This is a genomic window from Streptomyces sp. NPDC019937, assembly GCF_040631655.1.
Taxonomy (GTDB): Bacteria; Actinomycetota; Actinomycetes; order Streptomycetales; family Streptomycetaceae; genus Streptomyces.
Genome location: NZ_JBEYAL010000003.1, coordinates 1 through 23408 on the forward strand (window position 1 = coordinate 1; position 23408 = coordinate 23408).

The window sequence follows — 23408 nt, forward strand, 5'->3', positions numbered from 1 at the left end:
AGCGAGCGGCGTCTGGTGCAGGGGGCACCTCCCAGCGGTAGCTGGGGGAGCCTCGCAACCCGCGTGAGGAGAGCGCGGCGGCGCTGCGTGCGACGCCGCCGCCGCCGCGAGGTGCCGCCCGCCGCGGCAGCGGCTGATGTCACAGCGGCGTCGGGAGCCCGGCATGATCCACACGACACCCCCTAGTCGAACCAGCGGGCCCGGGCCAGTTCCTCGGTGCGGGTGAGGTCCTCCAGGAGGGCCGCCACCTCGAAGCGGCGGGCCCAGTGGCCCGCCGCCCAGGACAGGCCCGCCGCCACGCCCTCCACCGTCGAGGCGTGCAGCGTGCTGTTCACATAGCGCCAGTCCAGCTCGGTGCCGCCCTCGATCAGCAGCTCCTCGTGCTCGACGTACGACAGCGGCGCGTCCGGAAGCAGCTCCCGGACCGCCGCCGGGACGTCGTGGGTCTCGCCCCGCGAGGTCACCGGGGCCGGGTACGCCTCGCTCAGCCGCCGCACCTGGAACAGCTCTGCCAGCTCCGCCGCCCGCGCCGGGCGCACCGGCAGCAGGGCGCGGCCGTCCGCCTCGGCCAGCGGCATCAGGTCCGGCGCGTCGGCGACCAGCACCCCGTCCGCGTCGACCACCCGCGGCTCGCCGTCCACCACGGCGCGCAGCTCGTCCGGCAGGGTCACCTGCTCGGGGTCGAGGTCCGCCAGCAGGCCGTAGAGCGCGTGCAGCTGGGCCGGGGTCACCGGGCGGTCCGGGTCGGCCAGCCGCGCCAGCAGCTCGGCCGCGCCGCCCGGCTCGTCCAGCAGCGCCGCCACGGAGGTCCGTACGCCGAGCGCCCGCAGCACCTGCTCGTCCTCGAACCCGGCCGCGTCCACCGCCTCGTACAGCCCGGCCAGCAGCGGATCGCCGCCGGCCGCGCGCAGCCCGGCGGGGCGGCGGCCGTCCAGCACCGGGTGGCCGCGCAGCCACCACGCGGTGTACGAGCGCACCGACTCCGTCGTGCCGTCCGGCAGCAGCACGCGCACCGGCGCGGTCAGGGCATCACGCAGCGGCGGCTGGGCGAGCATCGCCAGCGCGCGCGGCCAGGCGTCGTCGTCCACCAGGTCAAGGTCACGCACGGCGACGATCTCGGTGGCCACCGGCGGCACCGGGGTCTCCGGCAGCCGGTCCAGCGCGTCCTCGCACCACACGTCCACGGCGTCCAGCACGCCGACGTCGTCCGGCTCGGCGAAGTCACCCTCGCGCGGTTCCAGTTCGTCCGGGTCCAGCACCACGTCGGCCGCCCGGACCAGGGTGAAACCGGCCAGCACGCCCACCGCGGCCAGCGGCTCCTCGCCCCAGCGCTCGGCGAGGTCCGCGTCGCACGCGGCCAGCTCGCCCTCCCGCATCACCTGTTCGAAGGCACCACCGGGAAAGACCAGCTCACCTGCGGGCGCCAGCTCGCCGTCCTCGTCCGGCAGCGCGAGCGCGGCCAGCCACGGCTCGTCGCCGGGCGCCAGCCGGGCCTGCTGGACGAGCCCGAGCACCGTGTCGGCCAGGGTGTCCGGATCCAGCGCGGCGCCGGGCGCCGCGCCCTCCTCCAGATACGGGTCGTAGTCGTCCTCCGCCTCCAGCGAATGCGCGACGGCCGCCCGCACCTGCGGGGTGGTCAGCACCGCGCGCGGGGTGGCGGGGGTCGCGCCCAGCTTCTCCAGCAGCGGATGCGCGGCCTCCGGATGCGCGACCTTCAGGCCGAGGCGGGCCAGGGTGCGGTGGGTCTCGCCCGCCGAGCCCTCGCCGGTCTCGCCGCCTTCCGTGCGGGTCTCGCCGTCGACGTCGCCCGGCAGCGGCAGCAGCACCTGCCGGGGCCCGATCGTCGTCCGGCCGTCCGCCAGCGGCACCGGCAGCCCGCTCAGCCGGTCCGGGTCCGTACCGGCCAGCGCGTCGTACAGCCGCCGCCACCAGACCGGGGCGCGCTCGACGCCCGCCAGCCGGTCGATCACCTCGCCCAGCGGCACCCGGGCCACGTCCAGCACCCGCAGCTCCTGCCGCCGCTCGAGCCCGGCGGGCAGCAGCGTCGGGAACAGCTCGGCCAGCACCTCCACGGTCTCCGCGCCCGCACCCTCCACGATCTCCGCGTCCCGGGGGCGCAGCGCGTACGGCTCGCCCTCGAAGGTGCCGCGCGCGAGGATCGCGGCGTCCCGGCCGAGGCCCGCGTCCGCGTCCGGAGCCGCCGCCTCCGGTTCGAGCGTGTCCGGCGCGGCCGCGCTCGGCAGGAACGGCACCCGCGGCAGCCGCTCCAGCACCCGCGCCCGCAGCTCCCCGTCCAGCTCGCCCTTGCCCAGCGGGCCCGGGACCAGGCCGATCGTGCCCGTCCCCACCGGATGCCAGTCGCGCAGCAGGGTCGCGTACGCCTCGGCCGCGCGCTCCACCAGGAACGCGGTGAGCGGGCCGGGCGCGGTGTGACGGCGGGTCGGCTCCAGCGGGAACGAGGCGATCAGCAGCGCGGGCAGCCCCAGCGGCTCGTCGGTCGGCGTCGGCGCGTGCACGACCGGCGCCGTCGCGGGCCGCACCGGCGCGCCCTCCGCGTCCACCGGCACCGCCCAGGTCACCGACCACACCGGGCGCAGCCGCTCCTCCACCGGGCGGTCGGCGAGCAGTTCCGGGTCCAGCCGGCCGCTCGCGCGCTCGGTGCGCCAGCGCGTCGTACGGCGGCCGGTCTGGCCGGTCTGGCCGGTCTGGTCCCTCTGGTCGGTCTCGTCCTCGATGACCGCGTACGGGCCCTCCTCGCGGCGCCGCAGCGTCCGTACGCCCTCGGCCGTCTCGACCACGACCTCGGCCAGCCCCGGCAGGGTCAGCAGCAGCGCGTCGTCCACCGCCGCCAGCAGCCGCTCCGCCACGTCCAGCGCGGCGCCGTCGCGCAACGGCAGCACCACGACCGTGTCGTACCCCTCGGGCGCGGAGCCCTCGGCGGGCAGCGGCAGCCGCAGCAGCGGTACGTGACCGTCGCGGCGGCGCAATTCGTCGGCGAGGCCGGGGCTGCGCAGCGCCGCCTTGTGGGCCAGTTCGCGGGCCTCCGCCAGCGACCAGCGCACCCCGCCCGAACGGCCCACGACCGCGGGCTCGTCGCTCACCGCGAGCACCGCCGCGAAGCCGACGCCGAACCGGCCCACGGCCCGCCCCGGGTCCTCGTCCCGCTTGGCGGACGCGCGCAGCGTGGACAGCGACTCGGCCCCGGCGGCGTCCAGCGAGGCGCCGGTGTTGGCGGCGACCAGCACGGCCGGTTCGCCGTCGGTCGCCGGGCGCAGCGTCAGCCGCAGCCGCCCGGGGGCGCCGATGCGGGCGGCGGCGTCGGCCGCGTTCTGGGCCAGCTCCACGACCAGCCGGTCGCGGTGGCCGCCGAGCGCCAGGTCCTCCTCCGCGTTGGCGTCCTCCCGGAAGCGGGCGGGCGACGCGGCCCAGGCGTCCAGCACGCCGCGCCGCAGCCGCGCGGTCCCGAAGGGGTCCACGTCCTCGGTCGCGCCTCGCACCATCGCCGTGCTGCTCACGTATCGCCTCCGGGTCCTGTGGGTGCCCCCACATTCCACATTGCTAGACCGCGAACGTACCCCTATCGCGGGCACGCACGCGTTCCGCCCTCCCGCGGCGAACGCGACCAACGCCGCGACCATGGCCAATGCGGCGGGGCGGGCGGGGCGGGGCAGGTGTGACGGGCGCGACGGGCGCGACGGGCGCGACCGGTACGACCGGCGCGACCGGCGCGGGCGCCGGTCGTCCCGGGAGGGCTCAGGAGTGGCCCAGCTCCTCCGCCGGGGCGTCCGGCTCCACGGAGCCGCCGGTGCGGTCCGGGTGGAGGGGCATCGGTTCGACGACCGTCTCGTCGACCACCGGCGCGGCCGGACGCGGGGGCTTGGGCATGACGGCCGCCTCGGAGTGGGCGCCGCAGCCGTACGCCAGGGAGACGACCCGGCCGTCCGCCGGGCTGAACTCATTGGCGCACACACCGAACGCCTGCTTCAGCGAGCCCGCGAGGGGCATCAGGAAGCCGCAGCTCACGCACGTGCCGGGGGCCGCCTGCGCCATCGAGGACTTGGCGCCGTACGCCTCGTCCCAGCGGTCGGCGGCGACGTGCAGCCCGTAGCGGGACAGCACCCGGGCGCGGCGCATGCCCAGCTCCTCGGCGAGGGCCGCGATGGTGCCGGTGCGGGGCACGGCCGACTGGGCGGACGGCGGACCGGCCGTCACATCGGCCTCCTCCACCGCCGCGAGCTGCTGCATCTCCTCGGATACGGCGGAGTTGGGCGGCGGGACGTCCTCGCCCGAGTAGCCGGGCTCCAGGCGCAGGTCGTCGGCCTCGGTGGGGAGCAGATCCCCCGGGCCCATGTCGCCGGGGCGCAGCCGCTCGCTCCACGGCACCCACTCCGGCGCGAGCAGCGCGTCGGGGCCGGGGAGCAGCACGGTCTCGGCCAAGGTGACGATCTTCGCGCGGGAGGCGCGGGTGACGGTGACCGCCCAGCGCCAGCCGCGATAGCCCGCCTCGGCGCTCTCGAAGAAATGCGTGACGACGCGGTCGCCCTCGGCGACCGCGCCCACGTGCTCGCCGACCGTCCCCGGGTGGGCCGCTTCCGCCGCCGCCTCGCGGGCGAGTTCGACCGCCTCGGCGCACAGGCGGTCGGGGGTACGGCTCCGCATCGCAGCACTCACAGGATCGATTCTCTCTTCCACGCCGTCTCAGCCGTCGTCTGACGAGTGCGCCAGCCGTACGGCCGGACGGCGGGACTGCGGACGGAGCGGACCGTAGGACCGCGTCGACGTCCGCACCCGATCCGGCCTCGGGCGCACCTTGTACGTCCCATTCTGCGGGATGGCGACTCGGCGCATGGCCAGGAACGACCGTGGATGGCGCGTAACGCACGCTACCTTGTCCGGCCGCGCCGCCCCCACCCCCGTCTCATGTCCGGCGTTCGTGCACCCACCCGCCGGATGGTCGTTTCCGCTGGCCAGAAGGGTTTGCGCGGGTGGGAGAAGAGGGAGTCATGGCCGGAAAGCCGTCGTAGGTCTCACGTTGCGGGCGGCTTGGCGGCACCATGGTCGGGTGGCAGGCATGCGGTTCCACGACGGCGGTCCGATCAGACGATCGGGCCGCCTGCTCGGCCGCGCCCTCCATCTGCCGTTCACCGCGACCGGCCGCGGCATCCGGCGGGCCACCCACGCCCACGGGGCGGGTGAGTCCGGGCTCGGCAAGCTGATCGAGCTGCACGCGGTCAACTCGGCCGGTGACATGCTGATCACGGTCGCGCTCGCCTCGACGGTCTTCTTCTCGGTGCCGACGGACGAGGCGCGCGGCCGGGTCGCCCTCTACCTGGCGATCACGCTGGCCCCGTTCGCCGTGCTCGCGCCCGTGGTCGGCCCGCTGCTGGACCGTATCCCGCACGGCCGCCGCGCGGCGATGGCGGGCTCGATGCTGACCCGCGCGCTGCTCGCGCTGACCATGGCGGGCGCGGTGGTGGGCGGCGGCCTGGAGCTGTATCCGGCGGCGCTGGGCGTGCTGGTGGCGTCCAAGGGGTACGGGGTCGTCAGATCGGCCGTCGTGCCGCGGCTGCTGCCGCCCCGCTTCTCGCTGGTCAAGGCGAACTCCCGGGTGACCCTGGCCGGGCTGCTGGCGACCGGCGCGGCGGCCCCGGTGGGCGCCGGGCTGCATCAGGTGGGACCGGGCTGGCCGCTGTACGGGGCGTTCGTGATCTTCATGGGCGGGGCGTTCCTGTCCTTCACCCTGCCGCACAAGGTGGATTCGTCGAAGGGCGAGGCCAAGGCGCGGCTGACATCGGGCGAGCACCACTTCGGGCACCGCGCGGCGGCGCCGGAGGCGGTGCCCGCGAAGGCGCCGACGGTGGTGACGGTCGCCGACCCGAAACCGGGCGGCACCGCGAGCCCGGGCCCGGGTGGTGGGCGGTTCTGCGGCGCCGGGCGGTTCGCCGGTGCCGGGCGGTTCGCCGGTGCCGAGCGGCGGTCCGGCGGCGGGCGGCGGTCCGGCGGCGGGCGGCGGTCCGGCGGCGGGCGGTGGTTCGGCCGGGGATTCGGCGGGATGTTCGGCTTCGGCCGGGGGATCGCCGGGGGGTGGGCCGGGCGCGGCAAGAAGCCCGGGCTGCGGACGGTCGGCCCGTCCGTCCTGCACGCCCTCCAGGCCTGCGCCTCGCTGAAGGCGCTGTCCGGATTCCTCACCCTCTACCTCGCGTTCCTGCTCCGCGAGCATCCGGTGGGCGGGCTGTCCCCCGAGTTCTCGCTCGGCCTGGTCGCGGTCGCGGCGGGCGGCGGCAACGCGCTGGGCACGGCGATCGGCGCCTGGCTGCGGGCGCGCGGCCCGGAGCGGATCATCGCCGTGGTGCTGACCTCGGCCCTCGGCGTGGCCGTCTTCGCGGCGGTGCTGTACGGCACGGTGACGGTCGCCGCCGTGGCCGCGGCCGCGGGCATCTCGCTGGCGCTGGGCAAGCTGTCGCTGGACGCGCTGATCCAGCGGGACGTACCGGAAGAGGTCCGCACGTCGGCGTTCTCCCGCTCCGAGACCACCCTGCAGATGGCGTGGGTGGTCGGCGGCGCGGTGGGCATCTCGCTGCCCCTGAGCGGGGTGGTGGGCATGGCGGCCGCCGCGGCGATGATCGCCCTGGGCGCGGCCGTGAGCGTCCGGGGGCTGCTGTCCGCGGCCCGGGGCACCGCCGCGCGCCCCCGGGTGGCGTGACCCCCGGTTCCGTACGGGCGGCGTGACGTCCCCGGTCCGTACGGACGGGCGTGGGTCCGTGCAGGCGGGCGAGGCCGGGCGCCGCGAATGCGCCACCCCGGCGCCGGGCGGCCGGAAGGGCCCGATAGCCTGCCCGCATGACCGCTGCGCTGTTTTCCAGGGGCAAGGGCCGCCGCGCCACCACCGCCGCCTGCGCCGTTGCCCTCGGGCTCATCGCCCTCTCCGCCTGCGACAAGCCGACTCCGCTCGCGACGGTGACGGTCGGTTCGAGCACCGTGACGGCGGAAGCGAGCAAGGGCTGCTTCGGCGACGGAAAGAACCTCGGCTCCGGCACGTTCAAGAAGTGCCTGTCCGCCAAGCCCGCCGAGACCGTCAAGGTGGGCGCCGGGGACAAGGTGCGGATCGGGGTGGACCCGGAGATCGCCGACTCCAGCTGGGGTCTGATCGCCAACAACCCGGTCATGGCCGAGGCGAGCAAGGAGACGTACCGCAGCTTCGACAGCGACACGCTCTTCGCGCAGCAGAACCCGCAGACCGGGCAGACCACCATGTCCAAGAGCGTCACCATCACCGTCGCCCAGCTCGGCGACGGCACCCAGGGCGTGAAGGGCATCTGGCGCTTCAAGCTCGAACGGGACAGCTGACGTCACCTCGCCTCGTTCACTCGGTTCGCGGCACGACAGCCGGGAGGCGCTGATGCGCGTACTCATCGTCACCGCCGTACCCGCGGAACGGGACGCCGTGGTGCGCGGTACGGCTGATCCCGCCGAGGTGGCCGAAGTCGCCGTGCCGGGCGGGGTGCTGCACCGGCTGGAGGTGGGCGGCCCCGACGGGCCGCCGCTCACCGTCGACGTGCTGGCCGCCGGGGTCGGCCCGGCCGCGGCGGCGGCCGGGACCGCCACCGCGCTGACCGTCGCCGCCGTCCGAGGGGCCCCGTACGACCTCGCCGTATCGGCCGGTATCGGCGGCGGTTTCGCGCCCCGCTCCCCGCTGGGCTCCGTCGTGGTCGCCGAGGCCGTCGCCGCCGCCGACCTGGGGGCCGAGACCCCCGACGGCTTCGCCGCCGTCACCGAACTCGGCTTCGGAACCGCCGAACACCGGCCGCCGCCCGCGCTCGTCGCCGCCGTCGCCGCGGCGACCGGGGCCGTACGCGGCACCGTGCTCACCGTGTCGACCGTGACCGGCAGCGCCGAGCGGGCCGACGCGCTGATGCGGCGCCATCCGCACGCCGCCGCCGAGGCGATGGAGGGCTTCGGGGTGGCCGAGGCGGCCGCCGCCCAGGCCGTGCCCGTACTGGAGGTGCGGGCCGTCTCCAACCCGGTCGGCCCGCGCGACCGGGCGGCCTGGCGCATCGGCGAGGCCCTGGACGCCCTGGCGGAGGCGTTCGCACGGGCCGTGCCCGCCCTCGTCACCGCCCTCCGCACCCCGCACCCGGACGCCGCCCCGGACTTGGATCTGGAAGGAAGTCAGCAGTGACCCCGTCGGCAGAAACCCAGTCGGCAGCCCAGCCGCTCACCATCTCCTACTCGCCCTGCCCGAACGACACCTTCGTCTTCGACGCCTGGGCGCACGGCCGGATCCCGGGCGCCCCCGCACCGGACGTCACGTTCGCCGACATCGACATCACCAACGGGATGGCCGAGCGCGGCGAGTCCGACGTGCTGAAGGTGTCGTACGCGGTGCTGCCCTGGGTGCTGGAGGAGTACGCGCTGCTGCCGTGCGGCGGGGCGCTCGGGCGCGGCTGCGGCCCGCTCGTACTCACCAGGGAGCCGGGCGCGGCGAAGGACCTCGCGGGGAAGACGGTCGCGGTGCCGAGCGAGCGTTCGACCGCGTATCTGCTCTTCCGGCTGTGGGCCGCCGACGAGGTGCCGGGCGGGGTCGGGGAGATTCGGGTGCTGCCGTTCCACGAGATCATGCCCGCGGTACGGGACGGCCTGGTCGACGCCGGACTCGTCATCCACGAAGCCCGGTTCACCTACCAGAATTACGGGCTGCACTGCCTCGCTGACATGGGCGAGCACTGGGAGCTGACCACCGGGCTGCCCATCCCGCTCGGCGCGATCATCGCCAAGCGCTCGCTGGGCGCGGAGCGGCTGCGGGAGCTGGCCGAGACCATTCGTACGTCGGTCCGGATGGCGTGGGACGACCCGGAGGCGTCGCGTCCGTATGTCCTGGAGCACGCCCAGGAGATGGACCCGCGCGTCGCGGACCAGCACATCGGGCTGTACGTGAACGAGTTCACCGCGGACCTGGGCGAGGACGGTTACGCGGCGGTGCGCGGTCTGCTCACGCGCGCGGCGGCCGAGGGACTCGTACCGCCCCTCGGCCCGGACGCGCTGGAATTCGCGTAATTCGCTTTTACGTTCGCTTATGGGAGCGGCTTATGCCTCAGACATCGAGCTGATCGGCCACCGCCCGCAGCATCCCCGCGATCTTGTGGCCGTGCGCCTTGTCGGGATAACGGCCCCGCTCCAACTGCTGCGCCACGTTCTCCAGCAGCGTGGTCAAATCCTGGACGATCGAGGCCAGCTCATCCGGCTTACGCCGCTGAGCGGCCGCCACGGACGGCGCCGGGTCGAGAAGCGTCACCGAAAGTGCCTGGTCACCGCGGTTTCCCGCCACGACACCGAATTCAACGCGCTGCCCCGGCTTCAGCGCGTCCACGCCGTCCGGAAGCACCGACGAGTGCACGAAGACGTCACCGCCGTCATCGCGGGAGAGAAAGCCGAAGCCCTTCTCACTGTTGAACCACTTGACCTTGCCGGTAGGCACGTCTGTCCTCGTCCTCGTCGCTCGTCGGAAAACACGGAAAACAGCTCTGGATAGCACTACAGCGGGTCGTAAGACCCGCCACCACCAAGGCTAATGGTCCCGAGCCTGGTGACAAGACGTACCCGGGTGGTTCCGGGTGGTTGGTATGCGCGCTCTGGCACCGATCTACCCTGGAGCGGTGAGCAACGAAACCCCGCACCGTGGAACCGGTGAGAGCGCGCCCGGCGACCGGCTCGTACGCATCGGCGTGATCGTCTTCGCCGTCGGCGCGGTCGCCACCCTCGCCACCGTCGCGCCCCTGTTCCTGGGCGCCGATCCGCTGCCGTCGGTGGCGTACTTCGTGTGCATGCTGATGGGCGTCGGCTTCGCGCTCGCGGCGGCCGGGATGCTGCGGTCGATCGCGGCGCAGCGGCGGGAGGCCGCGCGGGTCGCGCAGATCGCGCGGGCCGCGCGTAACGGTTCATAACTCCCCCGGCGCGGGGTCAGGCGGCGGTGTGGGCCTCCAGCCACGCCGGGAACGCGGTCAGGTCGTCCAGCACGACATCCGCCCCCGCCTCGCGCAGTTCCTCCGCGGCGCACGGCCCGGTGGCGACCGCCACCGACAGCGCCTCCGCCGTCCGCGCGCCCCGTACGTCACCGGTGTGGTCCCCGACGTACACCGACGCCCCGTACTCGCGCAGCGCCTCCGCCTTGGCCTCCGCCCACAGCCAGCCGATGACCGCGTCCGCCTCGATGCCCAGATGGCTCAGGTGCAGCTTGGCGTTCGGCTCGTGCTTCGCCGTGACGACGATGGCGCGCCCGCCGGCCCGTCGCACCGCCGCCATCGCCTCCCGGGCGCCGGGCATGGCGAGGGTCGGGGCGATCGCGAACTCCGGGTACAGCTCCCGGTACAGATCGCCCATCTCCTCGATCCGCTCGTCCGGGAACCAGTGCGCCAGCTCCTGTTCCAGCGGCGGGCCGAGCCGGGTGATGGCGAGTTCGGCGTCGATGGGGGTTCCGGTCCGGGCGGACAGCTCCTCGTAGGCGGCCTTGATGCCGGGGCGCGAGTCGATGAGCGTCATGTCGAGGTCGAAGCCGACGGTCAGCGTCTGCGTGCTCGGTGCGGTGGTTGTTGCGGCGCTTGTTGCGGTGCTCGGTGCGGTGGTTGTTGCGGTAGCTGCTGCGGTGCCCGGTGCGAGGTGCGAAGCGGTGTGCGAAGCCATGCCCGTCATTGTGCCTGGCCCTTGCATACACTTAGCCTCGCCTAACCTACGACGACCTCACGCGCGAGAACCGAACGAGCGAACGGAAGCGATGTCTGCCGACCGGACCAGCAGCCGAAGTCCCAGAGCCGCGTTGGTCCGGCGCCGTATCGGCTGGACGACCGCGGCCGTCGTCGCCCTCCTCTTCGCGGTGCTGCTCAGCCTCGCCCTCGGCAGCCGCCAGATCGCGCCGAGCCAGGTCCTGGACGCGCTGCTGCACGGGGGCACGAGCGACGCGGCCGACATCGTGCGGTCGCTGCGGCTGCCGCGTACCGTCGTCGGCCTGATGGTCGGCGCGGCGCTCGCCCTGGCGGGCACCGTGATGCAGGGCGTCACCCGCAACCCGATCGCCGACCCCGGGGTGCTCGGCATCAGCCAGGGCGCCTCGGTGGGGGTCGTCCTCGCGATCGCCTTCGCCGGGGTGCACACGCTCACCGGGTACGTGTGGTTCGCGTTCGCGGGCGCGGGCCTCGCCTCGGTCGCCGTCTACGCCATCGCCGCCGGCGGGCGGGGCGGCGCGAGCCCGGTCAAGCTCGCGCTCTCCGGGGCCGCCGTCAACGCCCTGCTGGTGTCCATCACCTCGGGCGTGCTGACGACGAAGGCCGCGGCGCTGGACGAGTTCCGGTTCTGGCAGATCGGTTCACTCGCGGGGCGCGACGCCGAGATCGTCGGCCAGATCTGGCCGTTCCTGCTGGTGGGCACGGTGCTGGTGGCCGCGGTCGCCCGCGGCCTGGACGCGCTGGCGCTCGGCGAGGACGTCGCGAAGGGGCTCGGCCAGAACATCGCCGTCGTCCGCGTCCTCGCGGGCCTCGGCGCCACGGTCCTCACCGGCGTCGGCGTGGCCGCCGCGGGCCCGATCGCCTTCGTCGGCCTCGCCGTCCCGCACCTCGCGCGCGCGGTGGTGGGGACGGACCACCGCTGGGTGCTCCCGATGGCCGCCCTGATCGGCCCGGTGATGCTGCTGATATCGGACGTGGTGGGCCGCCTCGTCTTCCCCCCGAGCGAGGTCCCGGCGGGCGTCATGACGGCCCTGATCGGCGTCCCGTTCCTGGTCACGCTGGTGCGGCGCAGGACGGTGACGGCATGAGCCCGGTCGAGAGCGGCGTGGTGGAACGAACCGCCCGCCCTGGCCGTCCCGCCCGCCCCGTCGCCCGTCCCGTCGGCTACGGCCTGCTGCGCACCGGCCGCCGCGCCTCGTTCCTGCTGCACCGCCGCGCCGCCGTCGTCGCGCTCACGCTGGCCGCCGCCACGGCGGCCGTGAGCGTCGCGTACCTGTGCCTCGGCGAAAGCCTCATCGGCCCCGCCGACGCCGTGAAGGCCGTCCTGCACACCCAGTACGGCATCGGGCAGCCCACCCCGAACGACCTCGTCGTCGGCACCCTCCGGCTCCCCCGCATGACCCTCGGCCTCCTGGTCGGCGCGGCCTTCGGCATCGCGGGCGCGCTCATCCAGACCGTGGCCCGCAACCCGCTCGCCAGCCCCGACATCATCGGCGTCACCCAGGGCGCGAGCGCGGTCACCGTCGGGGCGATGACGTACGGCGTGACGGCCTTCAGCGTGCTGCCGTACGTCTCCGTCGCGGGCGGCCTGGCCGCCGCCGCCCTCGTCTACGCCTTCGCCTGGCGCGGCGGTCTCCAGGCCACCCGCTTCGTCCTCATCGGCATCGGGTTCGCCGTCGCGCTGCGCTCCATCACCCAGCTCTTCCTCACCAAGGGCGACTATCTCGTCGCCCAGCAGGCCAAGGTGTGGATGACCGGTTCCCTCAACGGGCGCGGCTGGGACGAGGCCACCCCGCTCGGCTGGGCGCTGCTGGTCCTGCTGCCCGCCGTCCTGTGGGCGGCGCGGGCACAGCGCATCGTCTCGATGGACGACGACACCGCGACCGCGCTGGGCGTACGGCTCGGGCGGGTACGGCTCGGGCTCGCCACCCTCGGCATCGTCCTCGCCGCGATGGCGACGGGCGCGGCGGGCCCGGTCGACTTCGTGGCGCTGCTCGCCCCGCAGATCGCCCGCCGCATGACCCGTACCGCGCAGATCCCGCTCCTGTGCTCGGCGCTGACCGGCGCGTTCATCGTCGTCGCCGCCGATCTGCTGGCGCGCAAGCTGTTCGCGCCGACCGAACTGCCGGTGGGGGTGCTGACCGCCGCGGTCGGCGCCCCGTATCTGATCCACCTGCTGCTGACGTCCGGGGGACGTGGCCGCAGCGGCCGCAACGGAGGCACCACGGCATGACCGCATCACCATCCACGTCCGGGGCCACCTCTGGCCGGCTCGCCGCCCGCGAACTGACCCTCGCCTACGAGGACCGGACCGTCGTGGACGGCCTCGACCTGGTGATACCCGACGGCGAGGTCACGGTCATCGTCGGCCCCAACGCCTGCGGCAAATCCACCCTGCTGCGCGCCCTCGGCCGTCTCCTCAAGCCGCGCGGCGGCGCCGTCCTCCTCGACGGGACGGATCTCGCCCGCATCCCCACCAAGAAGATCGCCCAGTCGGTCGGCCTCCTCCCGCAGACCCCGGTCGCCCCCGACGCGATCACCGTCGCCGACCTCGTCTCGCGCGGCCGCCAGCCACATCAGCACTGGTGGCAGCAGTGGTCCGACGAGGACGAGCGCGCGGTCGGCGACGCGATGGAGCGTACGGACGTGACGGCGCTCGCCGACCGGCTGGTGGACGAGCTGTCCGGCGGCCAGCGGCAGCGCGTCTGGATCGCGATGGCGCTCGCGCAGGAGACCGGCCTCCTGCTGCTGGACGAGCCGACGACGTACCTGGACATCTCCCACCAGGTGGAGGTGCTGGACCTGGTCCGCCAGCTCAACCACGAGCGCGGCCGCACGGTGGTGGCCGTCCTGCACGACCTCAACCAGGCGGCGCGGTACGCGGACCACCTGATCGCGATGAAGGCGGGGCGCGTCGTCGCCCGCGGGCGCCCGTCGGAGGTGGTCACGGCGGAGCTGGTGCGGGAGGTGTTCGGGCTGGAGTCGGTCGTCGTACCGGACCCGGTGGCGGGCAGCCCCCTCGTCGTCCCGGGCGCGCCCTGGCAGCCGGAACGGCCGGCGGACGACGCGGCGGGGGACGATCGTGCGGGGGACGGCGCGGCGGCGGGCGCGGGGACGGACAACGCGGCGGCGGGGGACGGCACGGCAGCGGACAACGCGGCGGCGGGGGACAACGCGGCGGCAGACGGCACGGCGGTAGGGGCGGAGCGCGGCTAGGGAGCTGCCGCGACGGTCAGGGCCGAGCGCGGCTAGGGGGCTGCCGCGGGGAGGGGCTGCCGCGGCAGCCGAGCGCCGCTAGCCGGTTCCGCCGCGGCGGCGCGCCCGCCACAACAGGAAGAGCACCGTGGCGACGGCCGCGCCGCGCACGACCACCGGCCAGGTCTCGGTGAGCACGTCCTTCATCCCGTCCTCCGGGATCGGGTCGCCCCACTTGCCGCTGGTCCGGCCCCACAGCCAGACCATCGCCCCGGCCGCCACGAGACCGGGCATGCCCATCACCGCCCACTTCGCCTCGGCGCGGGACAGCTTGCCGGTGCTGTACGTGAGCACCCAGCCGAAGGCGAGCAGGACGATGTTGCCGATCACGGCGCCCGCGACGAGCAGCGCGATCGCGAGCAGCAGCACCGGGCTGAGTCCCGCCGCCCAACCGGCCCGGGCGCCCGCCGTGCCGGTGCCGCCCTCCGCCCCGGCGGACTTGCCGGGGCCGAGCAGGGTACGGCGCACCAGGCCGCGTCGGCGCGGCCCCTTCCCTCCGGTGTCCGCCCCGGCGTCCTCGACCGCCTCGGCCGCTTCGGCCTCGGCCGCCTCCTCCGCCGCGCGCTTCTCGGCCTCCCGCTTCTCCCGCTGCTCCTGCTCGGCCGTCTTGCCGTTGCCGAGCAGTTCGGGCAGTTCGATACCGCCGACGAATCCCTCGACGAAGCCGAACTGGCCGTCCGGGTGCTCGGGCTGGGCGAACGGGCCGGGCTCCACGTGCCACCAGTCGGGGTTGGACTCGCGCGGGCCCAACTCGTCCTCACCCGCCAGATGAGGCGGGGACGCGGCGGCGGGCGAGCGGCCGGGGGGCTTCGCCCGGGTCGTTTCCGGCGCCTCGGGGGTCACGGGCATGTGCTTGGCGAGGGAGAGCGGGGTGTCACCGCCCGATGTGCCGCCCGACGTGCCGTTCGGCTCGCGCGGCGAGGGCACCTTGTTGCTGAGGCCGGTGCGTTCGGCGAGCCCGGCCAACTTGTCGCGGGCCGCCCGCGCCGCACCCGACGTACGCGTACTCTCCCCAGCCAGCCCGCCACCGGAGCCACCGGAACCGCCGGAGCCACCGGAACCGGCCGCCGTGCCGGACCCACCTGCCCCACCGGAGCCGCCCGCCCCACCGGAACCGCCCGCGGCGGCGACCACCTCGGCGGGCGTGCCCAGCTTGGCCAGAATCCGCTTCACCCCGGCCGGGCTGTCCGTACCGCCCGTCGACCGCCGGTGGTCGATATCGGCCCGCAGTCCGGAGACCAGCCGCATCCGTTCGCCGGACGGCAGACCCTGCTGCTGAGCCAGGTCCCCGACACGGCTCAGATAGTCGTAGACGAGCTTTTCGCTCTCGATCCCCACCAAGACCCCTGAGAATGCGCATGGTCGGCGTGCCAGACGGCACGACGGTACCGTGCGGAGGCTGGATTCCGCCGCACCCCCGACGCCCGGCACCCCCGGGTAGTGTGGATCGAATGAGCAGCTCGCGTAATCGGGAGGCATGCGTGACCGCAGGGACCGGCCCAGACGCCAGCGGCCGCGCGGCGCCCCGCACGCTGGCCGAGGAGCTGCGCACGCGCCCCGACGAAGCCCTCGCCGCGCTGCTGCGCGCCCGCCCCGACCTGCTGTCCCCCGTCCCGGGCGACCTCACCCAGCTCGCCACCCGGGCGGGCACCCGCGCCTCGGCCGTACGGGCGGTCGAACGGCTCGACCGCTTCGCCCTCCAGACCGCCGAGGCCCTGGCGGTCGCGCCGGACCCGTGCCCGTACGAGACGTTGAGCGCCCTGATGACGGGGGACGACGCCGCCGCTGCCCCCGCTACCGCTGCCCCTGCCGTAGATGACCCCGCTGCCGCTGCCCCCGCTGCCGCTGCCCCCGCCGCCGACGACCCCGAGCCCGCTGCCCCCGCCGCCGCGCTCCGCGACCGGGTCGCCGCCGAGCTGCCGCGCGCCGTCGCCACGCTGCGCGCGCAGGCGCTGGTCTGGGGCGGGGACGACCGGCTCCGCCTGGTCCGTACCGCCCGCGAACTGCTCGCCCCCTCCCCCGCCTCCCCCTCCCCGACCGGGCTCGGGCCCACCGTGCACGAGGCCACGGCCGGGATGTCACCGGGTCGGCTTCAGGAACTGCTGGCGGCGGCCGGGCTTCCGGCCACCCACGATCCGGTGACGGCCGTCGCCTCGTTGACCGAGCTGTTCGACGACCGCGACCGGATGGCGGCGCTGCTCGCCGGGGCACCCGACGACGCTGCGGCCGTGCTCGCCAAGCTGACCTGGGGCCCGCCGTACGGGGAGGTGTCCGTCGCCTCCCCCACCCCGCCCGTCGCCTGGCTGCTGGACCGCGGTCTGCTGCTGCCGTCCGGGCCGCGCAACGTCGTCCTGCCCCGCGAGGTCGCCCTGCATCTGCGCGGCGGCCGCGCCCACCGCGTCCCCGAGCCGGTGGCCCCGCCGCTGGCGTCCACCGCCCAGCACGATCCACAGGCTGTGGACAAAGCGGCGGCCGGGCAGGCGTTCACCGCCCTGGCCACCGTCGAGGAGCTGCTGGGCGAATGGGAGAGCGCCGGGCCGCCGGTGCTGCGCGCGGGCGGGCTGAGCGTGCGCGACCTCAAGCGGACCGCCGTCGCGCTCGACGTCTCCGAGCCGGTGGCCGCCTTCTGGATCGAGCTGGCGTACGCGGCCGGACTGCTGGCCTCCGACGGTGAGACCGACGAGCGGTACGCGCCCACCCCCGCGTACGACGACTGGCTGCGGCTCCCCGCCGAACAGCGCTGGGCCGCGCTCGCCACCGCCTGGCTCGCCGCGACCCGTACGTCGGGCCTGGTCGGCGGGCGTGACTCCAGGGGCCGTACGTTCTCCGCCCTCGGCACCGACCTGGACCGCTCCCCGGCCCCCGAGGTCCGCCGCCGGGTCCTCGAACTCCTCGCCACCCTCCCACCCGGCGCCGCCCCCGACCCCGACACGCTGCTGGCCCGGCTCCGCTGGGAACGGCCGGCCCACCGAGCCCCGGCCGGAGCGGCGGCCTCTGCGGGGGCCGCGGGGCTGACCGCCCCCTCCCCCGCCCCCAGAAACGATCTACGGTCGCGGCTGGCGCGCTGGACCCTCGGCGAGGCCGAACTGCTCGGCGTCACGGGCCGCGCCGCGCTCTCCGCCCACGGCCGCGCGCTCCTCGGCCCGGCGGCCGGGACGGCCGAAGCGACCACGACCCCCGCCGAGGCCGCCGCGCTCGCCGCCGAGGCGGGACGGCTCCTCGCCCCGCTGCTCCCCGAACCCCTCGACCACGTGCTCCTCCAGGCCGACCTGACCGCAGTCGCCCCCGGCCCGCTGGAGCGGCCGCTCGCCGACGCGCTCGGCATCCTCGCCGAGGTCGAGTCCAAGGGCGGCGCGACGGTCTACCGCTTCACGCCCGCCTCCGTACGCCGCGCGCTCGACGCCGGGCAGGCCGCCGACGACCTGCACACCTTCCTCGCCGCGCACTCCCGCACCCCGGTGCCGCAGCCCCTCACGTACCTGATCGACGACATCGCCCGTAAGCACGGACACCTCCGCATCGGCGCGGCCTCCGCCTATCTGCGCTGCGACGACGAGGCCCTGCTCGCCGAGATCCTGGCCGACCGCCGCTCCTCGGGGCTGCGGCTGCGCCGCCTCGCCCCCACCGTGCTGGCCGCCCAGGCACCGCCGGACGCGCTGCTGGAGGGGTTGCGCGCCATGGGGTACGCACCGGCCGCCGAATCCGCCGAGGGCGATGTCCTGGTCACCCGCGCCGAGGCCCAGCGCACCCCGCCCCGTACGCCCCCCGCGCCGGTCCCGGACGGCCCGCCCGTCCCCGACGCCACCCTGCTGGGCGCGGCGGTACGCGCCATCCGCGCCGGCGACCTCGCCGCGACCGCGCCCCACAAGCCCCCGGCTACCGCGGATGCCACGGCCGCCACCTCTGCTCCTGCAACCGGCGGCCGTCTCCCCCGCACCACCTCCGCCGACACCCTCGCCACCATGCAGGCCGCCGCCCTCACCGGCTCCGCCGTCTGGATCGGCTACGTCAACGCGGATGGCGCCGCCAGCCAGCGCGTAATCGCGCCGGTTCGCGTCGAGGGCGGCTACGTCACGGCGTACGACCACACCGCCGACGAGGTCCGCACGTACCCCCTCCACCGCATCACCGGCGTCGCGGAACTGGCCGACGAACCGGGCTAGGCGAAGCGGGCCAAGGAGACCGCCGGGTCAGGCGGAGCTGTCCCGCCGCTGCCACCAGTGCCGACGGCGCGGGTGAAGGGCATGACCGAGGCGGCGGCCGATGAGGACGTAGCCGAGCAGGGCGCCCGAGGTGTTCAGGATGACGTCATCGACGTCGAAGGCCCGGCCCTCGACGATCGCGCCCTGTGCGGTCTCGACCAGCACCATCACCAACGACGTCACCAACACCACCCGCACCGCGCCCCGCGCCTTCGGCACGAGCATCGGCAGCAGCACCCCGAAGGGCGCGCCGAGCAGCACGTTGCCGCCGATCTGCTTCACGGTGTCCCGGAAGGCGGGCTGGTCGAGGTAGGCGCGCAGTGAATCACCCGGGCGCAGATTGGTGTGCACGAGGTCGCTGGACCCCGGCGACGGTACGAGGGTGGCCTTGGCGAGCGCCGCCGCGAACCCGACCATGCAGACGAACGCCAGCAGCAGCACCAGCACCCGCCCGGCGCGGGAACCGAACGAATCGCGCTGCAGGGGCGGGGACGCCGAGGGCGCGGAGGGGGCGGGTGAGCCCTGCGGCTTACGGCCGGCAGCCTTGGCGGCCGCCGCGCCGGTCTTCTTGGCGGGCGCGCCGAACGGCTTCTTCTTCGCCGCCCCGGCCGCCGCGCCACCCGGCTTCTTCTTCGCGCCCGGCAACTTCGCGTCGGCCGACGCCCCGGCCTTCCCCTTCGAAGTGCCCGTCGCACCCTTCGCACCCGTCGCACTCTTCGTCGGCGCGCCCTTCATAGACGCACTCTTCGTAGACGCGCTCTTCGTAGACGCGCTCTTCGTCGGCGTCCGCTTCATCGTCCGCCGGATCTCCCACCCAGCGATGCTGATCACAGGGACCTACCTCCCACCCTCGTTCCGGCCCTCTTCTGTGTCCCCGCTTGCCCCTAGCCGTGCGGAGTATCCCTGTGGCCCTCCGCCTTGCCCGGCCGATGAGGGACACTGGGGCTTTGGCCCCGGCGACCCGAAGGCCCCCGGCGACACGAAAGGACTCAGGCGCGTGAACGGACCGCTCATCGTCCAGAGCGACAAGACGCTCCTGCTCGAGGTCGACCACGAGCAGGCGGAAGCGTGCCGCCGCGCCATCGCTCCCTTCGCCGAGCTGGAGCGCGCCCCCGAGCACATCCACACCTATCGGGTGACCCCGCTCGGCCTGTGGAACGCGCGCGCCGCCGGGCACGACGCCGAGCAGGTCGTGGACGCGCTCGTGGAGTTCTCGCGCTACCCCGTACCGCACGCCCTGCTCGTCGACGTCGCCGAGACGATGGCCCGCTACGGGCGGCTGCGCCTGCTCAAGCACCCCACGCACGGGCTGGTCCTGGAGACCAGCGACCGCCCAGTGCTGGAGGAGATCCTGCGGTCGAAGCGGGTCCAGCCGCTGGTCGGGGCGCGTATCGACCCGGACACGGTCGTCGTGCACCCCTCCGAGCGCGGCCAGATCAAGCAGACGCTGCTCAAGCTGGGCTGGCCCGCCGAGGACCTGGCCGGTTACGTGGACGGCGAGGCGCACGCCATCGAGCTGCGCGAGGACGGCTGGGCGCTGCGCCCATACCAGACGCAGGCCGTCGAGGGGTTCTGGCACGGCGGCTCGGGTGTCGTCGTCCTGCCCTGCGGGGCCGGGAAGACGCTGGTCGGGGCGGGTGCGATGGCCACCGCGAAGTCGACCACGCTGATCCTGGTCACCAACACCGTCTCGGCCCGCCAGTGGAAGCACGAGCTGATGCGCCGCACCTCCCTCACCGAGGAGGAGATCGGCGAGTACAGCGGTACGAGGAAGGAGATCCGCCCGATCACCATCGCCACGTACCAGGTGCTCACCACCAAGCGGAAGGGCATCTATCCGCACCTGGAGCTGTTCGACTCCCGCGACTGGGGTCTGATCATCTACGACGAGGTGCATCTGCTGCCCGCGCCGGTCTTCAAGTTCACGGCGGACCTGCAGGCCCGCCGCCGCCTCGGCCTGACCGCCACGCTCGTACGGGAGGACGGCCGCGAGTCCGACGTCTTCTCGCTCATCGGCCCCAAGCGCTTCGACGCGCCCTGGAAGGAGATCGAGGCGCAGGGCTACATCGCGCCCGCCGACTGCGTCGAGGTCCGCGTGAACCTCACCGAGACCGAGCGGCTGGCGTACGCGACCGCCGAGACCGAGGAGAAGTACCGCTACTGCGCCACCACCGCCTCCAAGCAGCGGATCACGGAGGCGCTGGTGGCCAAGCACAAAGGGCAGCAGACGCTGGTCATCGGCCAGTACATCGACCAGCTGGACGAGCTGGGCGAGCATCTGGACGCGCCCGTGATCAAGGGCGAGACGACCAACGCGCAGCGCGAGAAGCTGTTCAACGCCTTCCGGGAGGGCGAGCTGTCCGTCCTCGTCGTCTCGAAGGTCGCCAACTTCTCCATCGACCTCCCCGAGGCCACCGTCGCCATCCAGGTCTCCGGCACGTTCGGCTCCCGCCAGGAGGAGGCCCAGCGGCTCGGCCGGGTGCTGCGGCCGAAGGCCGACGGCCACCCCGCGGTCTTCTACTCGGTCGTCGCGCGCGACACCATCGACCAGGACTTCGCGGCGCACCGCCAGCGTTTCCTGGCCGAGCAGGGGTACGCGTACCGGATCGTGGACGCGAGCGCGCTGCTCGCCGACGAGGACGTCTGAAGATGCCGCCCGCGCCCATGACGTGTGTCATGGGCGACTGGTGATGACCGACCCTGCCCCCAGCGGCCCCCGCCCGGAAGAATCCGAAGCCGGAAGACACATGGCAGTGGCAGGCGTGGCCGCGTCATAAACCGTTCGCGCACCGTCCACGCCCTGGCTACAATCCCCCGTCTGCCGCCTCCCGCCGGGGAGAGCCGCCGCCCGGACGGAAACCGGTCGGCATCTCGTCGGTACGTACCGACGTACGCGCTGACGTACGTGCCGACGTACGCACCGCCGTGCCGCAACCCGCTTCGTGTACCCGCCGGAGGCTACGCCGTGCCCTCGCACGCCCCTGACCAGCCAGGACCCCTGCCAGGACCCCTGCCAGACCCGCTGCCGGAACCGCTGCCGGACCAGCTGACCGACCAGCTGCCAGACCCCCCGCCCGACCCGCTGTCAGACCCGCTCGCGAACCCCCTGGCGCGGGAACGCGCCCATCTCGCCGCCTCCCGCGCCGCCCTGCGCGCCATGCGCGCCGACGTGGAGGCCCTCGACCTCCGGGACGTCGCCGCCAACTGGGTCAACGCCGCGGCCCTGCACCACCAGGTCGCCGAGCGCATCAAGGCCCTCGCCGACCTCTCCCACACCCCGCTCTTCTTCGGCCGCCTCGACTATCTGCACGCACCGGGCGCGGAAGCGGCGGAGGGGGCCGACGGCGAGCCCGCCGCCGGAGGCGGCTCGACGGACACTTTCTACATCGGCCGACGCCATGTGCACGACGCCGACGGCGACCCCATGGTCATCGACTGGCGCGCCCCCGTCTCGCAGCCCTTCTACCAGGCGTCCAAGAAGACGCCCATGGACATCGCACTGCGCCGCCGCTTCGGCTACACCGGCGGCGAGTTGACCGCGTACGAGGACGAAAGGCTCTCCGACCCCGCCGAGGAAGAGCAGACCAGCAAGCTGCTCCAGTCCGAGATCGAACGGCCGCGCGTCGGCCCCATGCGGGACATCGTCGCGACGATCCAGCCCGAACAGGACGAGATCGTCCGCGCCGGAATCGGCGGCACCGTCTGCGTCCAAGGGGCGCCGGGCACCGGGAAGACGGCGGTCGGACTGCACCGCGTCGCCTATCTGCTCTACGCCCACCGCGAGCGGCTGGCCCGCTCCGGCACCCTCGTGGTGGGCCCGAACCGCTCCTTCCTCCACTACATCGAGCAAGTGCTGCCCGCGCTGGGCGAGTTGCAGGTCGCCCAGGCCACCGTCGAGGACCTGGTGGCGCGCCCCGCCACGGGCGTCGAGGTGCGCGGCGCCGACCCCGCCGACGTGGCCCGCATCAAGGGCGACGCCCGCATGGCCGAGGTGCTGCGCCGGGCCCTGCGTTCGCACGTCACCCCGCCCACCGAACCGTGCGTCGTGGTCCGCGGCTCGCGCCGCTGGCGGGTACCGGCGTATGAGATCGAGGAGATCGTGGCGGAACTGCTGGCCCGTGACATCCGCTACGGCGCGGCCCGCGACGCCCTGCCGCAGCGCATCGCCCACGCCGTCCTCGTCCGCATGGAGCAGGCGGGCGAGGCCCCCGACGACCGCGTGCAGGACGCGGTGGCCCGCAACCCCGCCGTGAAGGCGGCCGTCAAGACCATCTGGCCGCCCGTCGACCCGGCCAAACTCGTGCTGCGGCTGCTCTCCGACGCCGACTTCCTCGCCGCTCACGCCGACGGCATCCTCACCGACGACGAGCAGAAGGCCCTCCTGTGGGCCAAGCCGCCGCGCAGCGTGAAGTCCGCGAAGTGGTCCCCGCCGGACGCGGTGCTCGTCGACGAAGCCGCCGACCTTATCGAACGCACGCATTCCCTCGGCCACGTGGTCCTGGACGAGGCGCAGGACCTGTCCCCCATGCAGTACCGCGCCGTCGGCCGCCGCTGCACCACCGGCTCCGCCACCATCCTCGGCGACCTCGCCCAGGGCACCACCCCGTGGGCCACGGACAGCTGGGAGGAGGCCCTCACCCACCTGGGCAAGCCCGGCTCCGCCGTCGAGGAGCTGACCCAGGGCTTCCGGGTGCCGCGCGAGGTGATCGCGTACGCGTCGCGGCTGCTGCCCGCCATCGCGCCCGGCCTGTCGGAGGCCACCTCGATCCGCGAGGCGGCGGGCGACTTCGCCGTACGGGCCGTGGATCCGGCGGAACTCGACGCGGCCGTGATCGCCGCCTGCCACGAGGCGCTGACGCACGAGGGCTCCATCGGCCTCATCGCGGCCGACGCCCGCATCCCGGCCCTGGCCGCCGCCCTCGCGGCGGAGGGCCTGACCCACCTCGCACCCGGCGAGGAGACCAGCCCCGAGGCCCGGCTGACCCTGGTGCCCGCGACGCTGGCGAAGGGTCTGGAGTACGACTACGTGGTGCTGGACGAACCGGCCGCCGTAGTCGACGGCGAACCCGACGAACGCACCGGCCTGCGCCGCCTGTACGTCGCCCTGACCCGAGCCGTCTCGGGCCTGACGGTGATCCACGCGGCGCCCCTGCCGGAGCGCCTGGCGCCGTAGCCCCCGCGGTGGGCGGGGATGGGCGCGGGCCCGAAACGGGCCGCTCAGCACACCAGCACCGGG

17 protein-coding genes are annotated in these 23408 nt (G+C 74.6%); 11 read left to right on the plus strand and 6 right to left on the minus strand.

The window, feature by feature from the left end; all coding sequences use genetic code 11:
* Positions 1–182: 182 nt before the first annotated feature.
* Together ABZ562_RS03195 and ABZ562_RS03200 are read right to left on the minus strand one after the other, a co-directional pair.
* On the minus strand, positions 183–3500 hold the full coding sequence (locus tag ABZ562_RS03195; RefSeq protein WP_361474013.1) for a molecular chaperone Hsp90: 3318 nt from the start codon (positions 3498–3500) through the stop codon (positions 183–185).
* Between the two features lie 253 nt (positions 3501–3753).
* The gene (locus tag ABZ562_RS03200; protein WP_361473280.1) at positions 3754–4671 is read right to left on the minus strand and encodes a DUF3027 domain-containing protein; all 918 of its coding nucleotides are present in this window, start codon (positions 4669–4671) and stop codon (positions 3754–3756) included.
* Between the two features lie 391 nt (positions 4672–5062).
* On the opposite strand from ABZ562_RS03200, the gene ABZ562_RS03205 reads away from it, so the two are divergent.
* From ABZ562_RS03205 to ABZ562_RS03220, 4 genes are all read left to right on the plus strand, one after another.
* A complete protein-coding gene (locus ABZ562_RS03205; protein WP_361473282.1) occupies positions 5063–6703 on the plus strand; it encodes an MFS transporter in 1641 nt (546 codons plus the stop codon).
* Positions 6704–6840: 137 nt separating this feature from the next.
* Positions 6841–7347 carry a hypothetical protein gene (locus ABZ562_RS03210; RefSeq protein WP_361473285.1) on the plus strand — a complete coding sequence of 169 codons (507 nt, stop codon included), beginning with the start codon at positions 6841–6843 and terminating at the stop codon, positions 7345–7347.
* A gap of 52 nt (positions 7348–7399) precedes the next feature.
* On the plus strand, positions 7400–8179 hold the full coding sequence (locus ABZ562_RS03215; RefSeq protein WP_361473287.1) for a futalosine hydrolase: 780 nt from the start codon (positions 7400–7402) through the stop codon (positions 8177–8179).
* Positions 8176–9054 (plus strand): 1,4-dihydroxy-6-naphthoate synthase, encoded by an 879-nt coding sequence (locus tag ABZ562_RS03220; protein WP_361473289.1) that lies wholly within the window; start codon positions 8176–8178, stop codon positions 9052–9054. Before ABZ562_RS03215 ends, ABZ562_RS03220 begins: the two co-directional genes overlap by 4 nt.
* A 37-nt stretch (positions 9055–9091) precedes the next feature.
* Here the strand turns inward: ABZ562_RS03220 and ABZ562_RS03225 are convergent, their stop codons facing one another.
* Positions 9092–9475, minus strand: a complete 384-nt coding sequence (locus ABZ562_RS03225; protein WP_361473292.1) for a cold-shock protein — start codon at positions 9473–9475, stop codon at positions 9092–9094.
* 145 nt (positions 9476–9620) lie between these two features.
* Here ABZ562_RS03225 and ABZ562_RS03230 point away from each other — a divergent pair, with 145 nt between their 5' ends.
* Entirely contained in the window at positions 9621–9941 is a 321-nt protein-coding gene (locus ABZ562_RS03230) for a hypothetical protein (protein ID WP_361473295.1), read from the plus strand.
* A 16-nt stretch (positions 9942–9957) separates the two neighbouring features.
* On the opposite strand, the gene ABZ562_RS03235 is transcribed toward ABZ562_RS03230, so the two are convergent.
* Positions 9958–10677, minus strand: coding sequence for an HAD family hydrolase (locus ABZ562_RS03235; protein WP_361473297.1), 720 nt, complete (start codon positions 10675–10677; stop codon positions 9958–9960).
* Between the two features lie 91 nt (positions 10678–10768).
* On the opposite strand from ABZ562_RS03235, the gene ABZ562_RS03240 reads away from it, so the two are divergent.
* From ABZ562_RS03240 to ABZ562_RS03250, 3 genes are read left to right on the plus strand one after another with little or no spacing between them, the layout of a single operon-like run.
* Positions 10769–11803 carry an iron ABC transporter permease gene (locus ABZ562_RS03240; protein ID WP_361473299.1) on the plus strand — a complete coding sequence of 345 codons (1035 nt, stop codon included), beginning with the start codon at positions 10769–10771 and terminating at the stop codon, positions 11801–11803.
* Positions 11800–12948 carry an iron ABC transporter permease gene (locus ABZ562_RS03245; RefSeq protein WP_361473302.1) on the plus strand — a complete coding sequence of 383 codons (1149 nt, stop codon included), beginning with the start codon at positions 11800–11802 and terminating at the stop codon, positions 12946–12948. Before ABZ562_RS03240 ends, ABZ562_RS03245 begins: the two co-directional genes overlap by 4 nt.
* Entirely contained in the window at positions 12945–13931 is a 987-nt protein-coding gene (locus tag ABZ562_RS03250) for an ABC transporter ATP-binding protein (protein WP_361473305.1), read from the plus strand. The genes ABZ562_RS03245 and ABZ562_RS03250 overlap by 4 nt, the downstream gene beginning before the upstream one ends.
* Before the next feature lie 78 nt (positions 13932–14009).
* Here the strand turns inward: ABZ562_RS03250 and ABZ562_RS03255 are convergent, their stop codons facing one another.
* Entirely contained in the window at positions 14010–15308 is a 1299-nt protein-coding gene (locus ABZ562_RS03255; protein ID WP_361473308.1) for a hypothetical protein, read from the minus strand.
* A 113-nt stretch (positions 15309–15421) separates the two neighbouring features.
* Here ABZ562_RS03255 and ABZ562_RS03260 point away from each other — a divergent pair, with 113 nt between their 5' ends.
* Entirely contained in the window at positions 15422–18133 is a 2712-nt protein-coding gene (locus tag ABZ562_RS03260; RefSeq protein ID WP_361473311.1) for a helicase C-terminal domain-containing protein, read from the plus strand.
* Positions 18134–18160: 27 nt separating this feature from the next.
* Here the strand turns inward: ABZ562_RS03260 and ABZ562_RS03265 are convergent, their stop codons facing one another.
* A complete protein-coding gene (locus ABZ562_RS03265) occupies positions 18161–18907 on the minus strand; it encodes a VanZ family protein (protein WP_361473314.1) in 747 nt (248 codons plus the stop codon).
* Positions 18908–19169: 262 nt separating this feature from the next.
* Here ABZ562_RS03265 and ABZ562_RS03270 point away from each other — a divergent pair, with 262 nt between their 5' ends.
* Both ABZ562_RS03270 and ABZ562_RS03275 read left to right on the plus strand, forming a co-directional pair.
* Positions 19170–20819 (plus strand): DNA repair helicase XPB, encoded by a 1650-nt coding sequence (locus ABZ562_RS03270; protein ID WP_055546617.1) that lies wholly within the window; start codon positions 19170–19172, stop codon positions 20817–20819.
* Between the two features lie 411 nt (positions 20820–21230).
* Positions 21231–23345: an ATP-binding domain-containing protein gene (locus ABZ562_RS03275; RefSeq protein WP_361474015.1), complete on the plus strand. Its 2115-nt coding sequence runs from the start codon at positions 21231–21233 to the stop codon at positions 23343–23345.
* Positions 23346–23408: the final 63 nt, after the last annotated feature.

Bases quoted from the DNA above. Each gene is read 5' to 3' on its own strand.
- ABZ562_RS03195 (WP_361474013.1), bottom strand. From the start codon at position 3,500: ATGGTGCGAGGCGCGACCGAGGACGTGGACCCCTTCGGGACCGCGCGG.
- ABZ562_RS03265 (WP_361473314.1), bottom strand. From the start codon at position 18,907: ATGAAGGGCGCGCCGACGAAGAGTGCGACGGGTGCGAAGGGTGCGACG.
- ABZ562_RS03240 (WP_361473299.1), top strand. From the start codon at position 10,769: ATGTCTGCCGACCGGACCAGCAGCCGAAGTCCCAGAGCCGCGTTGGTC.
- ABZ562_RS03230 (WP_361473295.1), top strand. From the start codon at position 9,621: ATGCGCGCTCTGGCACCGATCTACCCTGGAGCGGTGAGCAACGAAACC.
- ABZ562_RS03260 (WP_361473311.1), top strand. From the start codon at position 15,422: ATGAGCAGCTCGCGTAATCGGGAGGCATGCGTGACCGCAGGGACCGGC.
- ABZ562_RS03235 (WP_361473297.1), bottom strand. From the start codon at position 10,677: ATGGCTTCGCACACCGCTTCGCACCTCGCACCGGGCACCGCAGCAGCT.
- ABZ562_RS03215 (WP_361473287.1), top strand. From the start codon at position 7,400: ATGCGCGTACTCATCGTCACCGCCGTACCCGCGGAACGGGACGCCGTG.
- ABZ562_RS03210 (WP_361473285.1), top strand. From the start codon at position 6,841: ATGACCGCTGCGCTGTTTTCCAGGGGCAAGGGCCGCCGCGCCACCACC.
- ABZ562_RS03245 (WP_361473302.1), top strand. From the start codon at position 11,800: ATGAGCCCGGTCGAGAGCGGCGTGGTGGAACGAACCGCCCGCCCTGGC.
- ABZ562_RS03250 (WP_361473305.1), top strand. From the start codon at position 12,945: ATGACCGCATCACCATCCACGTCCGGGGCCACCTCTGGCCGGCTCGCC.